This is a genomic window from Kitasatospora sp. SC0581, assembly GCF_048159585.1.
GTDB lineage: Bacteria > Actinomycetota > Actinomycetes > Streptomycetales > Streptomycetaceae > Kitasatospora.
Genome location: NZ_JBLRWA010000004.1, coordinates 136379 through 149742, shown reverse-complemented (window position 1 = coordinate 149742; position 13364 = coordinate 136379). Strand labels below are relative to the sequence as shown.

The window sequence follows — 13364 nt, the reverse complement described above, 5'->3', positions numbered from 1 at the left end:
CGGCGGGTTCAGCAGTCTGCCTCGACGTACACGGTCTCGTCGGTGCGGAAGGCCGTGTCGAGGTCGGCGACGTCCGGACGGGCGCCCTGCCGGTAGGCGCATGGACGGATGCCGTCGGGGTCGAAGCCGGCCCGGGTGAGGACGTGCCGCAGCTCGTCCAGGTCGTAGATCCACTGGTGCCCGAAGTACCGGAAGATCTGGTTCACCAGGAAGGCGGGGCGCTCGGGCATCGGCGGGCCGAAGCCGAGGGTGGTCAGCCGGCGCCGGTGCTTGCCGAGGAAGCCGTCGCCGGTGGCGTAGCCGACCAGGTAGCGGGCGAGGTCGGGGGTGGTCAGGCGCAGGACGCCGCCGGGGCGCAGCACCCGGCGGGCCTCGCGCAGCCAGCCGACGGCGACCGGCATGGTGACGTGCTCGATCAGGTGCTCGGCGTACACCCAGTCGACGCTGGCGTCGGCGAAGGGCAGCGGTTCGGCGATGTCGAGCTGCGTGAACCAGCGGTCGCCGTCGACCCGGTAGAGGGTGCCGGGCGCGGTGGCGGCGTCGGGGCCGCGCAGGGTGGCGAGGTCGGTGCCGAGGCCCTCCGGGTGGGCGGTCCGGAAGGCGGCGAACTCGATTCCGGTGATGCCGAGTTCGCGCAGGCCCTGGTGGTCGCGCGGCAGCCCGCCGGGGTGCGCTTCGAGCGTGTCGCAGGTGGCGACCTGCTCGCTGAAGGCGTCCAGCCGGGGAGCCAGCCCGTCCGGGTCGTCCCAGTCCCAGCCCGGGAATCGTTCGTTCTGCTCGGTCATGTGTCGGACCTCCATGGGGGAGAACGCGGTTCGGGTACGGCGCGGTTCAACGGCAGTGCGGTTCAACGGCCGCGTGGTTCAACTGCCGCGTGGTTCAACGACTGCACGGTTCAACAGCCGCGCGGTTCAACAGCCGTGCGGGACTCGGGCCCGGCCGGCCGCGCGGGGGTACGGGTTCAACGGCCGCGCGGGGGGCCAGGGTTCAGCCGACCGGGCAGGGCCAGGGCGCGAGGACCGTACGGTCCAGGTCGGCGAGCCGGGGGCGGCCCAACAGGGCCATGGTGTGCTCCAGTTCCTCGCGCAACAGGTCGAGCACCCGGTGCACCCCGGCCTCGCCGTCGGTCGCCAGGCCCCAGAGCGCGGGGCGGCCGACCAGCACGGCGCGGGCGCCGAGGGCGAGGGCGATCACGAGGTCGGTGCCGCTGCGCACGCCGCCGTCGAAGAGCACCGGCAGTTCGGCGGGAACGGCGTCGACCACCTCGGGGAGGGCGGCCAGGGCCGGCATCGCACCGTCGAGTTGGCGGCCGCCGTGGTTGGAGACCAGGACGGCGTCGACGCCGTGCTCGACGGCCAGCCGGGCGTCCTCGGCGGTGAGGATCCCCTTGAGGACCAGCGGCAGCCGGGTGCGTTCGCGCAGCCAGGCCAGGTCGGTCCAGCTCAGTGCGGGGTCGAACTGTTCGCGGGCGTGCTCGGCGATGCCCGAACGTCCGGCGGTGGCGCGGTGGCTGGCGGCCGTCAGGGCCTGGTCCAGGTTGACCGCGCGGACGGCCGACGGGACGGCGAAGCCGTTGCGCAGGTCGCGCAGCCGGCGGCCGATCCTGGGGGCGTCCACGGTCAGCACGAGCGCGCCGTAGCCGGCCGCCTCGGCGCGTTCCACCAGGGCGGCGAGGACGGCGCGTTCGCGCAGCCAGTACAGCTGGAGCCAGAGCGGGCCGATGGCGGCCGCGGCGATCTCCTCCAGCGTCCGACTGGCGAACATCCCGGCGACCAGCAGGGCGCCGGCCCGGCCGGCGGCGCGCGCGGTGGCGGTCTCCCCCTCCGGGTCGACCAGCCGGTGGTAGGCCATCGGGGCGATGCCGAGCGGGAGGCGCAACGGTGCGCCGAGCAGGGTCAGCGCGGGGTCGCAGGCGGAGACGTCGACCAGGGTGCGCGGGCGCAGCGCATGGCGTCCGAACATCTCCCGATTGGCCGTCAGGGTGCGTTCGGCGCCGCTTCCACCTTCGATGAAATCCCAGATTTCCGGTGGGAGTTGGGCGTGCGCCGCACGCTCGATCCCGGCCAGCGTGAGAAGTCCCACGGGCATTCCTCGTTCCAGGACGGCCACACGCGGGCCGGTCCTGCTTCGGCAGCGTAGGAGCAACGACCACATTGGTATAGACCTTGATTTGACCAAACGTCTGTGCCAAGGTCTGGCCACGGAATTGGCCGTTCGGATTTGTTAACGGCGTTCATGTCAAAATCCCCTCACTTGTGTGGAGCCGCGTTGACCGGCTTTCTCCCCTCCGTACTTCCGCCTGCCCTCCTGCCGCACTCCGACGCCCCGGACTCCTGGGTCGACCGGCTGCTGCTGGCCGGACCCGGCGGCGAGGAGTGCCTGCGCCTCGGCGCACCGCTCGACCGGGACGCCCTGCGCGCCCTGGTCGAGGAGCAGTCCGAACGGCTGTCGGCCGCCGGGCTCGGACCCGGCGGGACGGCGGCGCTGCGGCTGCCGCCCTCGGTGGCGTTCGTCGCGGTGCTGCTGGCGTGCTGGCGCCTCGGCGCCCAAGTCGCCCTGCTCGACCACCGGTTGACCGACCACGAGATCGACGCGGCGGTGGCCCGGCTGGCCCCGCAGGTGCTGGTAGGCTCCGCCCATCGGTCGGCGGCGGCCCTGCGCGGCTTCTCCGAAGTCGAGCCGGTGGCCGTCCCGCTGGCGGACGGGCACCCGGCCCGCACCGGACACGCGTTGATCCAGCTCAGCTCCGGATCCACCGGTCCGGCCAAGGTCATCGCCCGCACCGCGGCCGATCTGCTGCGCGAACTCGACTGCTATCGAAGGCTGGTGGAGTTCCCCGACGAGGGCGAACGGGTCGTCCTGCTCTCCTCGGTGGTGCACGTGCTCGGCCTGGTCGGCGGGCTGCTCAACAGCCTGCACGCCCGGGTCGCGCTCACCGTGCCGGAGCGGATGACGGCGGCGGGCATCCTCGCCGAGGTCGCCGCGAGCGACCGGCCGACCACCGTGATCGGGGTGCCGTTCCACGCCGAACTGCTGGCGGGGGCGGTCGCTCCCCCGCCGCTGCCCCGGCTGCGGCGGATGGTCGTGGCGGGCGAACTCGTCCGCCCGGGACTGCCCGCGCTGTTCACCGAGCGGTACGGCGTCCCGCTCGGCACCATGTACGGCATGACCGAGACCGGGGTGATCGCCACCGACCTCTCCGGTACGCTCCACCCTGCCAAGCGGCCCGTGCACGGCATGCGACTGCGCCTGGTGAAGGGCGAGTTGCAGATCGGCACGGAGTCCTCCCCGTACCCCGGACTGGACGATCCGACCCGCTGGTCCGACGGCTGGCTGCACACCCGGGACGCGGCCGAGCTGGCCGCCGACGGCCCGGTCACCGTGCTCGGCCGACTGGACTCCCAGGTCTCGATCGGCGGCCTGAAGGTCGACCTCACCGAGGTCGAGCAGACGCTCACCGCGCTGCCCGGGGTCCGCGAGGCCGTGGTGGTCTTCGACGGCGGCGCGATCGAGGCCTACCTGGCCACCGAACCCGGGACCGACCTCTCCTCCGTCCAGGACGGGCTGGCCCGCCGCCTGGCCGCCTACAAGCGGCCGCGCCGGCTCGCCCGACTGGACCGCCTCCCCCGCACCGCCACCGGAAAGCTGCTGCGCGACCCGGCCGCCCTGCGCGCGACCGCGACCGCCGGCTGACCGCGCCCACCGGCGCGCGGGCCGCACCCGGCCGCGCCCCGACCCCTTCGCACCACCACCCCGACAAGGAGCCCACCATGCAGGACCGCATCCGCGCCTTCGTCCTGGCGGCACTCGCCGAGATGCAGTACGACGTCTCCGAGGTCACCGGGGACACCGACCTCGGCCCGGCCGGGCTGGACCTCGAATCGCTCGCCCTGGCCGACCTGTCGGTGCAGGTCGAGGACGAGTTCGGGATCAAGTTCGACCTGGACGAGATGGAGACCACCGCACTGATGACGCTGGACGAGTTCACCGGCGACGTCGCCCGCCGGGTCGACGCCCTCGCCGCCACCTCCGGCAGCGCCGCGTGACCGGCTCCCCGCTCCCCGACGCCCTGCCGGACCGGGCCGAGGTCCTGACCATGCTGGCGGCGTTCGGGCAGCGCGCCGTCGGCACCGTGCCCGAAGACCTCGGATCGCTCGAACTCACCTGGCTCGTCGCCGAGTTCGAGCAGCGGTACGGACTCCAGCTGGACCTGGACGACGACCGCTTCGGCGCGGTGCGCACCGTCGACGACGCCACCGGGCTGCTGCGCGAGGCCGTCCTCGCCGACCGCGCGGGCGCCCGGCCGTGATCCCCGGGGGCACGGGCTCCGGCCCACCAGGCCGGGCGGCCGACCGCCCGGTGGTCACCGGTGTCGGGGTGCTCAGCGCCGCCGGGCGCGGGCTCGCCGTACTCACCGAGGCCGCCACCCACGGCAAGGCCCTGTCCGGCCCGGTCACCCGCTTCGACGTGAGCGCCCGCCGCACCACCCGGGCCGCGCTGTTCCCCGACACCGTGCCCCTGGCCTGCACCTTCCCCCTGGCCAGGGCCGTGCTCGACGCGATCGGCCAGGCCTGCGGGCAGGCCGGGCTGACCGCCGCCGAGGGCGCCGGCCTGCCCGTCCTGCTCGCCCTGCACAGCGACGAGCGCACCCGGGCGACCGCCGACGCGGTGGCCGCCGGGGTCCGTTCCGGGTGGGGCGCGCCGGGTGTCACCCGGGTGTACAACGGCGCCTGCGTGGCCGCCTCGACCGCCGTCGCCGACGCGGCCGCCCTGGTCGCCGCCGGGCGGCACGAGCGGGTCCTGGTCGCGGCCGGACACCTGGTCGGACCGGGCGTCTTCGCGGTCTTCGACGCCGGACGGGCACTGGCCCGGGACGGCGAGGCCCGCCCGTTCAGCGCCGGCCGCACCGGCACCCTGCTCGCCGACGCGGCCGCCGCCGTCCTGGTCGAGTCCGCCCCGGCCGCCGAACGGCGCGGCGCGCCCGCGCTCGCCCGGCTGGCCGGCTGGGGCCGGGCCGGGGACGCCCACCACGTCTGTCGCCCGGAACCGGAGGGCGACGGGACGGCCCGGGCGATCGGTGCCGCGCTCACCCGCGCGGGCGTCGATCCGGCCGAGGTCGGCTACGTCAACGCCAACGGCACCGGCTCGACCCTCGCCGACCGGGCCGAGGCCCGCGCCCTGCGGCGGGTGTTCGGCCCGCACACCGACCGTCTGCCGGTCAGCTCCAGCAAGTCCGTGCACGGGCACGCCCTGGAGGCCTCCGCACTGCTCGAACTCGCCGTCACCATCGGCGCGTTGGGCACCGGCCTGCTCCCGGTCAACGCCGGCTGGCTCGGCCCCGACCCGGACCTCGCGCTGGACCTCGTCCTGGACGGCCCGCACGCCGCCAGGCCGCCGTACGCCCTCAGCCTCAACTCCGCCTTCGGCGGCGCCAACACCGCCCTCCTGCTGGCCCCGGGATGACCGCCACCGCCATGACCACCGCCGAGAACACCCCTGCCGACCACACCCACGGACTGCGGATCCTCGCCGAGGCCCGCCGCCCCGCACCCGGCCTGGACGGGCCGCCGCCACCGCTGCCCGGCTTCGCCGCCTCCGCCTTCAACCCGCTGGTCGCCGACACCGCCGAACGCTGCCTGCGCGCCCACCACGGCGAACCGCCCGCCCCCGGACGGACCGCCCTGCTGCTCGCCAGCGCGAGCGGCGACCTCGACACCGCGCGGGCCATCGAGCGCAGCGCCGAACCCGGACAGCGGACCGGCCCGCTGCTGTTCTTCCAGTCCAACCCCAACGCCGTCCTCGGGCACGTCTCCGCGCGCTGGGGCCTGACCGGCCCGATCGTGGCGATCTGCCCGGCCGAGGCCGAACCCGGCGTGGTCCCGGCCGAGGCGTTCGAGCTCGCCGCGCTGCTGCTCCAGGACGGCGACGCCGATCTGGTGCTGGCCGTGGCCGTCGAGCAGACGCCCGACGGGGACCGGGCCGCGGCCGTCCTGCTCGCCCCTCCGGCGGCGGGAAACCGGCCGGACTGACCCCTCCGAACCGTCCGACCGGACCGAACCGCCGCCCGGACTGAACCCCGCGACCGCCCCCGGCCGTAGGAACCATCGAGGCCCGGCGCCTGACGCAGCCGCACCCGGCACACCAGCGCCCCCGCCCGTCTCCGCCTCGCTCCAGGCACCCGCCGCCCGAGCGACCGACCGCACGCAGCCCGCCACTCGCCGCACGCCATTCGTCGCACGCCGCCCGAGCAGCCGACCGCACCCGCCGCACCCGCGCGGCCGACCGACCCTGCCACCCGATCAGCCGCCCGGGCCGTCCACCGGCCCCGAGGGAGGGATCCACCCCCGTGACCATCCGCAGCCTCCGCACCCAGCTCGCGGACGACCCCGACGTGGGCGCCGGCAACGTCCTGACCGCCCGGATCGCGCTCGGGCTCGACCTGGACGTACCGCTGCTCAGCTTCGACACCCCGGTGGACGACCACCCCGCCTGGCAGCCGTTCACCCTGCGCGAGCTGGACCGCGCCGTCCGGGCCCGCGCCGCCGCGCTGCACGGCCTGGGCATCACCCGGCGCGACCCGGTGGTGGTGTACGCGAGCGACGCCGCCGACCACGTGCTCGCCTTCCTCGCCCTGGCCCGGCTCGGCGCCGTCCCCGCGCTGCTCAACCCCAACCTGGACGGCGAACGGGCCGCCCGCTACATCGCCCGCCTCGGCGCGGCCGGCGTCCTCGCCGACCCCGCCCACCTGGCCGCACTGGCCGGCCACGACCCGGGCGCGCCGCTGCTGCCCGAGATCGCCACCCTCGGCGCCGGCGACCCGGACGCCGCCCCGGAGCCGTACCGGCACTGGTCCGGCGACCCGGTGGCGATCACCCACTCCTCCGGCACCACCGGCATGCCCAAGGCCGTCGTCCACTCCCACGCGAGCCTGTACGCCGCAATCCGCCACCGGCTGCGGCTGCCCCGCCCGCAGGGCCAGGACCGGATGCTCAGCGCGCTGCCCGCCCCGCACGCCGCCACCCTGATCGCGCTCAACCTCGCGCTCAGCTCGCACACCGAACTCGCCGTGCTCTCCCGGCAGTCCGGCGACGGCGTGCTGGAGGCCGTCGAGCGGTGGCGGCCCACCGGGGTGATCGGCTTCGCCGCCACCTGGGCCGACCTCGCCCGGCACGACCTCGCCACCCGCGACCTGACCTCCGTGGCGCTCTGGTGGAACACCGGCGACTGCGCCCACGAGGTGCACATCCGCCGCCTGATCGCCACCGGCAGCCGGGAGACCGTCACCCGGGCCGGCCGCACCCGGCTGCCCGGCTCGCTGTTCGTGGACGGCCTCGGCTCCACCGAGATGGGGCACTCGCACTTCTTCATCACCCACGGCCCCGGCACCGAGCGCTACGGCCGCTGCGTCGGCCGCCCGCACGCCTTCGTCGACTGCGAGGTGGTCGGCCCGGACGGCGAGCCGCTCGGGCCCGGCGAGGTCGGTGAACTCGCCACCGCCTCACCCACCCTGGCGCTCGGCTACTGGAACGACTCGGCCACCACCTTCCGCACCCGGCTGCGCGGCCGCTTCCTCACCGGGGACCTGATGTACCGGGACGAGGAGGGCTACTACTACCACGTGGACCGGGCCGTCGACTCGGTCGAACTCGGCGACGGCAGGCGGCTGTTCACCGCGATGTCGGAGGAGCGGGTGCTGGCCGCCTGCCCGGACGTGCTGGACTGCACGGTGGTCGCGGTCCGGGACGGCGAGCGCGTCGTCACCGACGTGCTGCTGCTCCTCGCCGCGGACGCCGACCCGGCCGCGGACCGCACCGGGGCGGTCGTCGCCGCCCTGGACGAGGCCGCCGCCGCGACCGTCCGCAAGGTGCTGGTGGTCTCCCCCGACGACATTCCGCTCGGCCCGACCGGCAAGGTCCGCAAGGTCCTGCTGCGGGAGACCCACCTCGCGGCGGTGGGCGCATGAGCGAGCGGAGTGTGCGAGCAGGCGAGCGGGGCGGGCGCACGACCCCGCGCCCCGGCGCCGTCGTCACCGGCATCGGCCTGGTCTCCCCGCTCGGCCGCAAGCCCGCCGAGGTGTTCGAGGCGCTCACCGCCGGCCGCTCCGGCCTGCGCGCCGTCCCCGAGGGCCACGCCGCGCACGGCTGGCTGCCCGCCGCCGGGCTCGCCCCCGCCGTGGACGGCCGGGAGGTGCTGCCGCCGACCGAGACCCGCTGCGTGGACCGTTTCGTGCTGCTCGCCCTGGCCGCCGCCGACGACGCGCTCGCCGACGCCGGGCTGGCCGTCGGCCGGGACGCCGACCCGCACCGCACCGCCGTGGTGCTGGCCACCGGCGGCGGAGGACTGGAGACCTTCGAGCAGCAGTCGCACCGCCGGCTGGAGCGCGGCCGCCCCGGTGTCAGCCCGTACCTGCTGCCCGGCATGCTCTCCAACATGGCCGCCGCCCGGATCGCCATCAAGCACGGCATCCGGGGCTACAGCTCCGCCGTGGTGACGGCCTGCGCGGCCGGCGCCCAGGCGATCGCCGAGGGGCTGCGGCTGATCCGGGCCGGGGACGCCGATGTGGTGGTGTGCGGCGGCACCGAGTCCTCGCTGCACCCGACCATCGCCGCCGCCTTCACCAACGCCCGGGCTCTGGCGCAGGGTTGGGACGACCCCGAGCAGGCCAGCCGGCCCTTCGACGCCCGCCGCAACGGCTTCGTGCTCGGCGAGGGCAGCGCCGTCCTGGTCCTGGAGCGGGCCGAGCACGCCGAGGCGCGCGGCGCCGCCGGCTACGCGGACGTCCTCGGCTGGGGCGCCTCCACCGACGCCCACCACCCGACCATGCCCCGCCCGGACGGCACCGGCGCCGCCGACGCGATGCGCGCCGCGCTCGCCAACGCGGGCCTGGCCCCGGGTGACATCGACTACGTGAACGCCCACGGCACCGGTACCAAGCTCGGCGACGTGGCCGAGACCGCCGCGCTGCGCGCCGTCTTCGGCGCCGAGCCGCCCGCGGTCAGCTCCACCAAGGGCGCCACCGGCCATCTGCTGGGCGCCGCGGGCGCGTTGGAGGCGGCGGTGACCGCCCTGGCGATGGCCCGGGGGACGCTGCCGCCCACCCTCAACCTGACCGACCCCGACCCGGCCTGCGACCTGGACCACGTCCGGGGCGCCGCCCGGACCGTCCCGGTGCGCGCCGCGCTGAGCAACGCCTTCGCCTTCGGCGGCCACAACCTCAGCCTGATCCTCGGCCCGGCCTCCACCCGGACCGCCCGCTAGCGGTACCGCCGACCGCGGTCGCCCGCCGCGCACCGCCGCGCGGCGCCGGCGCGCCCCGATCCTCGATCCACCATCCCTCCCGGGGGGAGATCCCGTTGTCCATCCAGACCATCACCCACGTCGAGTTCCACTGCGCGGACGCCGACAAGACCGCGGCCGGACTCAGCGCCGACCTCGGCTTCACCGCCGACGCCCCGGCCACCGCCCCGGACGGCTCCCGCACCATCGGGCTGCGCCAGGGCACCATCCGGCTGCGGCTGACCTCCGCCGCCGACCCGGAGCACCCGGTGGCCGAGTACGTCACCCGGCACGGGGACGGCGTCGCCGTCCTCGCCCTCGGCTGCGCCGATCCGGCGGCCGCACTGGAGCGGGCCGAGCGGCACGGCGCCCGGGTGCTCGACCGGGCCGGCGCCCTGATCGAGGGCTTCGGCGACACCGCGCTGCGCCTGGTCCCGCTGCCGGACGCCGAGGCCACCCCGGAGCCCCGCCTGCTGGACGGCCTCGACCACGTCGCGATCTGCCTGCCGGCCGGCACGCTCGCGGGGGCCGTACGGTTCTGCGAGGACGCGCTGGACTTCCGCACGATCTTCGAGGAGTACATCGAGGTCGGCGAGCAGGCGATGGACTCCAAGGTGGTGCAGAGCGCCTCCGGCGGCGTCACCTTCACCCTGATCGAGCCCGACACCGCCCGCCGCCCCGGCCAGATCGACGAGTTCCTCGCCGCCCACGGCGGGGCCGGCGTCCAGCACCTCGCCTTCAGCACCCGCGACATCGCCGGCGCCGTCCGGACCGCCCGGGAGCGCGGCGTGGAGTTCCTGACCACGCCGGACGCCTACTTCGACGCCCTGGCCGACCGCTTCGGCGAGACGGCCATCCCGGTGGCGACCCTGCGCGACCTGCACGTCCTGGTCGACCAGGACCACGGCGGCCAGCTGTTCCAGATCTTCGCCCGCTCGACCCACCCCCGGCGCACCTATTTCCTCGAACTGATCGAACGGCAGGGAGCGGGCACCTTCGGCACCGCGAACATCAAGGCCCTCTACGAGGCCGTCGAACGGCACGGCCCCGCCGCCGAGGACCGGCCCGCCCCCGCACAGCCGAAGCAGGCCCGCGCGCTGGCCGCCGCCCCCGGGTTCCGGCTCACCGAGGCCGAGCGCGCCCTGCTGCCCACCCCCGACGAGGTGGCGCACTACCGCGAGCACGGCTGGTACCTCTCCCGCAGGCTCTTCAGCGACGAGGAGCTGGACACCCTCCAGGCCGCCACCGAGGCGTACTACGCCGGCCACCGGGACCGCGAACTGCCCGTCCGGCCACCCCGGTTGGCCTCCTGGCGGCCCGAGGACGGGCCGGTCCAGCGGCACAACGACTACGTGCACTACGAGAGCGACGCGATCGGCGCGATCCTGCGCAAGCCGCTGGTCGGCGCGGTGGCCGCGCTGCTCGCCGGCACCGAGGAGATCCGGGTCTTCCAGTCGACGCTCATCTACAAGCCCCCGGTGCCCGAGGAGCCCAGCAACCGGGTGCCGTGGCACTTCGACAAGCACTACTGGCAGACCTGTAGCTCCGAGGAGATGCTCACCGCCTTCATCCCGTTCCACGACTGCCTCGAGGAGAACGGCACCATCACCATGGTCGACGGCAGCCACCGCTGGCGGGAGCTGCCCTCCGGCGAGGACTCCACCCGGCACTTCGCCGACCGCGACGGCTCCGAGCTGGAGTCCATCCTGGCCGCCAACGCCGCCCACAACGGGCAGCGGGTGCGCAAGGTCCCGATGCTGATCCCGCGCGGCCACCTGTCCTTCCACCACTGCCGCACCTACCACGGCAGCGGCCCCAACCTCGCCTCCTTCCCGCGCCGGGCGGTCTCGCTGCACCTCCAGGACGGCGCCAACGAGTACCGCCGGCACGACCGGCCGGACGGCGAGCCGGTGGTGTACAACCACGACGTGCTGGTGGGCCGGACGGACGACGGCCGGCCGGACTACGCCGACCCGCGGTTCTGCCCGACGGTCTGGCGGGGACGGCCGTGACCGCTCCCGCGCACCCGGCCGGCGAGGGCGCCGCACTGCCCGGTGGCCCCGCCCCGCTGGACACCCCCGCCGAGCGCTATCGGATGCTGCGGCTGATCCGCGGCTTCGAGGAACTGGCGCTCGGCCTGGTGAAGTCCGGCGCGATCCCCGGCGGCATCCACCCGTACATCGGGCAGGAGGCCGTCGCGGTCGGCGTCTGCTCGGCGCTCGGCCCGGGCGACCGGCTCGCCAGCACCCACCGCGGCCACGGCCACGTGCTCGCCCGGGGCACCGCGCCGCACCGGCTGCTCGCCGAGCTCCTGGGGCGGGTCGGCGGTTCGAACGGCGGCCGGGGCGGCTCCATGCACGCCGCCGACTTCTCGCTGGGCATCCTCGGCGCCAACGGCATGGTCGGCGCCGGTGCCCCGATCGCGGTCGGCGCGGCCTGGGCGGCTGTCAATCCCGGACGGACGACGGCCGAAGGGCCGGGGACCGACGGCCCGGAGGTCGGCCGGACCCCGGTCGCGGTGGCCTTCTTCGGCGACGGCGCGCTCAACCAGGGCGTCCTGCTGGAGTCGCTCAACCTCGCCGCGATGTGGCGCCTGCCGGTGCTGTTCGTCTGCGAGGACAACGGCTACGCCACCACCCTGCCCGCCGCCACCGCCGTCGCGGGCAGCGCCACCGGCCGGGCCGCCGCCTTCGGCATCCCCGCCGAGGAGGTGGACGGCATGGACACCGAGGCCGTCCGCACCGCCGCGCTGCGCGCCGTCGAGCGGGCCCGCCGCGGCCGCGGCCCGGGCTTCCTGGCCTGCCGCACCTACCGCTACGAGGGCCACCACACCATGGAGCGCCGGATGAAGCTGCGCTACCGCTCCCCCGAGGAGGTCGACGCCTGGCGCGAGCGCGACCCGCTCCCCCGGGCCGCCGCCCTGCTCGACCCGGCGACGGTCGCCGAGCTGGACCGCTCGGTGGCCGAACAGCTCGCCGCCGCCGAGGAGTTCGCGCTCGCCTCGGAGCACCCGGACCCGGCGGGCGCACTGGACCACCTGTACGCCGACGGGCTGCGGCCCCGGGCGGGGGCGACGCCGTGACCAGGCTCTCGTACACCAAGGCGCTCAACCGGGCGCTGGCCGACGAACTCGCCGCCGATCCGGCGGTCTGCGTCTTCGGCGAGGACATCGGCGCCGGTCTGGCCGGGCCGACCCTCGGCCTGCTGGACCGCTTCGGGCCGGGCCGGATCGTCGACACCCCGCTGTCCGAGCAGGCCTTCACCTCGATGGCGGTCGGCGCCGCGCTGGCCGGCCGGCGCCCGGTGCTGGAGTTCCAGATCCCGTCGCTGCTGTTCCTGGTCTTCGAGCAACTCGTCAACCAGGCCCACAAGTTCTCGCTGATGACCGGCGGCCAGGCCACCGTCCCGCTGACCTGCCTGGTGCCCGGCTCGGGCTCCCGGGACGGCTGGGCCGGGCAGCACTCCGACCACCCGTACAGCCTGTTCGCGCACGCCGGGGTGAAGACCGTGGTGCCCGCCACCCCGACCGACGCCTACGGGCTGCTGCGCTCGGCGATCCGCGACCCGGACCCGGTCGTGGTGTTCGCGCCCGCCGCCGCGATGCCGGTGCGCGAGACCGTCACCTGGGACCTCGTCCCCGTCCCGCTCGGCCGGGCCCGGATCCACCGGCCGGGCAGCGACGTCACCGTGGTCGCCCTCGGGCACCTGGTGCACGACGCCCTCGCGGTGGCCGAGGAGCTGGCGCCGGAGGTCTCGGTGGAGGTCCTCGACCCGCGCACGGTGTACCCCTTCGACTGGCAGGCGCTCGCCGACTCGCTGGAGCGCACCGGCCGCCTGGTCGTCCTGGACGACTCCAACCGCAGCTGCGGCTTCGGTGCCGAGGTGCTGGCCACCGCCGCCGAGGAGATGCGCCTGGTCGCCCCGCCCCGACGGATCACCCGCCCGGACGGCGCCGTGCTGCCCTTCGCTCCCGCCCTCGACCGCGCCGTCCAACCCGGCCGCGAGCAGCTGCGGCACGCGCTGGACCTCGTGCTGAAGCACCGCTGACCGACCGCGCCCCGACGCGGCGCAGCCCTCGCGCACCTCGC

12 protein-coding genes are annotated in these 13364 nt (G+C 75.7%); 10 read left to right on the top strand and 2 right to left on the bottom strand.

The features are described 5' to 3' along the window. Nucleotides 1-8 precede the first annotated feature (8 nt). Complete coding sequence (locus ACLWS4_RS09905; RefSeq protein ID WP_388046509.1) at nt 9-785, bottom strand: class I SAM-dependent methyltransferase; 777 nt, start codon at nt 783-785, stop codon at nt 9-11. Between the two features lie 202 nt (nt 786-987). Further along, on the bottom strand, nt 988-2088 hold the full coding sequence (locus tag ACLWS4_RS09900; RefSeq protein WP_416873823.1) for an alpha-hydroxy acid oxidase: 1101 nt from the start codon (nt 2086-2088) through the stop codon (nt 988-990). 180 nt (nt 2089-2268) lie between these two features. On the opposite strand from ACLWS4_RS09900, the gene ACLWS4_RS09895 reads away from it, so the two are divergent. From ACLWS4_RS09895 to ACLWS4_RS09850, 10 genes are all read left to right on the top strand, one after another. After that, the gene (locus ACLWS4_RS09895) at nt 2269-3693 is read left to right on the top strand and encodes a class I adenylate-forming enzyme family protein (RefSeq protein ID WP_416873822.1); all 1425 of its coding nucleotides are present in this window, start codon (nt 2269-2271) and stop codon (nt 3691-3693) included. 77 nt (nt 3694-3770) lie between these two features. Continuing rightward, a complete protein-coding gene (locus ACLWS4_RS09890) occupies nt 3771-4046 on the top strand; it encodes an acyl carrier protein (protein ID WP_049653814.1) in 276 nt (91 codons plus the stop codon). Further along, entirely contained in the window at nt 4043-4309 is a 267-nt protein-coding gene (locus tag ACLWS4_RS09885) for an acyl carrier protein (protein WP_416873821.1), read from the top strand. Before ACLWS4_RS09890 ends, ACLWS4_RS09885 begins: the two co-directional genes overlap by 4 nt. After that, nucleotides 4306-5463, top strand: a complete 1158-nt coding sequence (locus ACLWS4_RS09880) for a beta-ketoacyl synthase N-terminal-like domain-containing protein (protein ID WP_380737247.1) — start codon at nt 4306-4308, stop codon at nt 5461-5463. Before ACLWS4_RS09885 ends, ACLWS4_RS09880 begins: the two co-directional genes overlap by 4 nt. Next, nucleotides 5460-6029, top strand: a complete 570-nt coding sequence (locus tag ACLWS4_RS09875; RefSeq protein WP_199823237.1) for a beta-ketoacyl synthase N-terminal-like domain-containing protein — start codon at nt 5460-5462, stop codon at nt 6027-6029. The genes ACLWS4_RS09880 and ACLWS4_RS09875 overlap by 4 nt, the downstream gene beginning before the upstream one ends. A gap of 317 nt (nt 6030-6346) precedes the next feature. Further along, nucleotides 6347-7963 (top strand): class I adenylate-forming enzyme family protein, encoded by a 1617-nt coding sequence (locus tag ACLWS4_RS09870; protein WP_416873820.1) that lies wholly within the window; start codon nt 6347-6349, stop codon nt 7961-7963. Next, nucleotides 7960-9258, top strand: a complete 1299-nt coding sequence (locus ACLWS4_RS09865; protein WP_416873819.1) for a beta-ketoacyl-[acyl-carrier-protein] synthase family protein — start codon at nt 7960-7962, stop codon at nt 9256-9258. Before ACLWS4_RS09870 ends, ACLWS4_RS09865 begins: the two co-directional genes overlap by 4 nt. 95 nt (nt 9259-9353) lie before the next feature. After that, a complete protein-coding gene (gene hppD / locus ACLWS4_RS09860) occupies nt 9354-11288 on the top strand; it encodes a 4-hydroxyphenylpyruvate dioxygenase (RefSeq protein WP_416873818.1) in 1935 nt (644 codons plus the stop codon). Then, complete coding sequence (locus ACLWS4_RS09855) at nt 11285-12358, top strand: thiamine pyrophosphate-dependent dehydrogenase E1 component subunit alpha (RefSeq protein ID WP_416873817.1); 1074 nt, start codon at nt 11285-11287, stop codon at nt 12356-12358. Before hppD ends, ACLWS4_RS09855 begins: the two co-directional genes overlap by 4 nt. Next, a complete protein-coding gene (locus ACLWS4_RS09850) occupies nt 12355-13323 on the top strand; it encodes an alpha-ketoacid dehydrogenase subunit beta (RefSeq protein ID WP_416873816.1) in 969 nt (322 codons plus the stop codon). The genes ACLWS4_RS09855 and ACLWS4_RS09850 overlap by 4 nt, the downstream gene beginning before the upstream one ends. The last annotated feature ends 41 nt before the right edge of the window (nt 13324-13364 follow it).

Excerpts from the sequence above, each read along its gene's own strand:
- ACLWS4_RS09905 (WP_388046509.1), bottom strand. The coding sequence starts at position 785 with ATGACCGAGCAGAACGAACGATTCCCGGGCTGGGACTGGGACGACCCG.
- ACLWS4_RS09900 (WP_416873823.1), bottom strand. The coding sequence starts at position 2,088 with ATGCCCGTGGGACTTCTCACGCTGGCCGGGATCGAGCGTGCGGCGCAC.
- ACLWS4_RS09890 (WP_049653814.1), top strand. The coding sequence starts at position 3,771 with ATGCAGGACCGCATCCGCGCCTTCGTCCTGGCGGCACTCGCCGAGATG.
- ACLWS4_RS09875 (WP_199823237.1), top strand. The coding sequence starts at position 5,460 with ATGACCGCCACCGCCATGACCACCGCCGAGAACACCCCTGCCGACCAC.
- ACLWS4_RS09865 (WP_416873819.1), top strand. The coding sequence starts at position 7,960 with ATGAGCGAGCGGAGTGTGCGAGCAGGCGAGCGGGGCGGGCGCACGACC.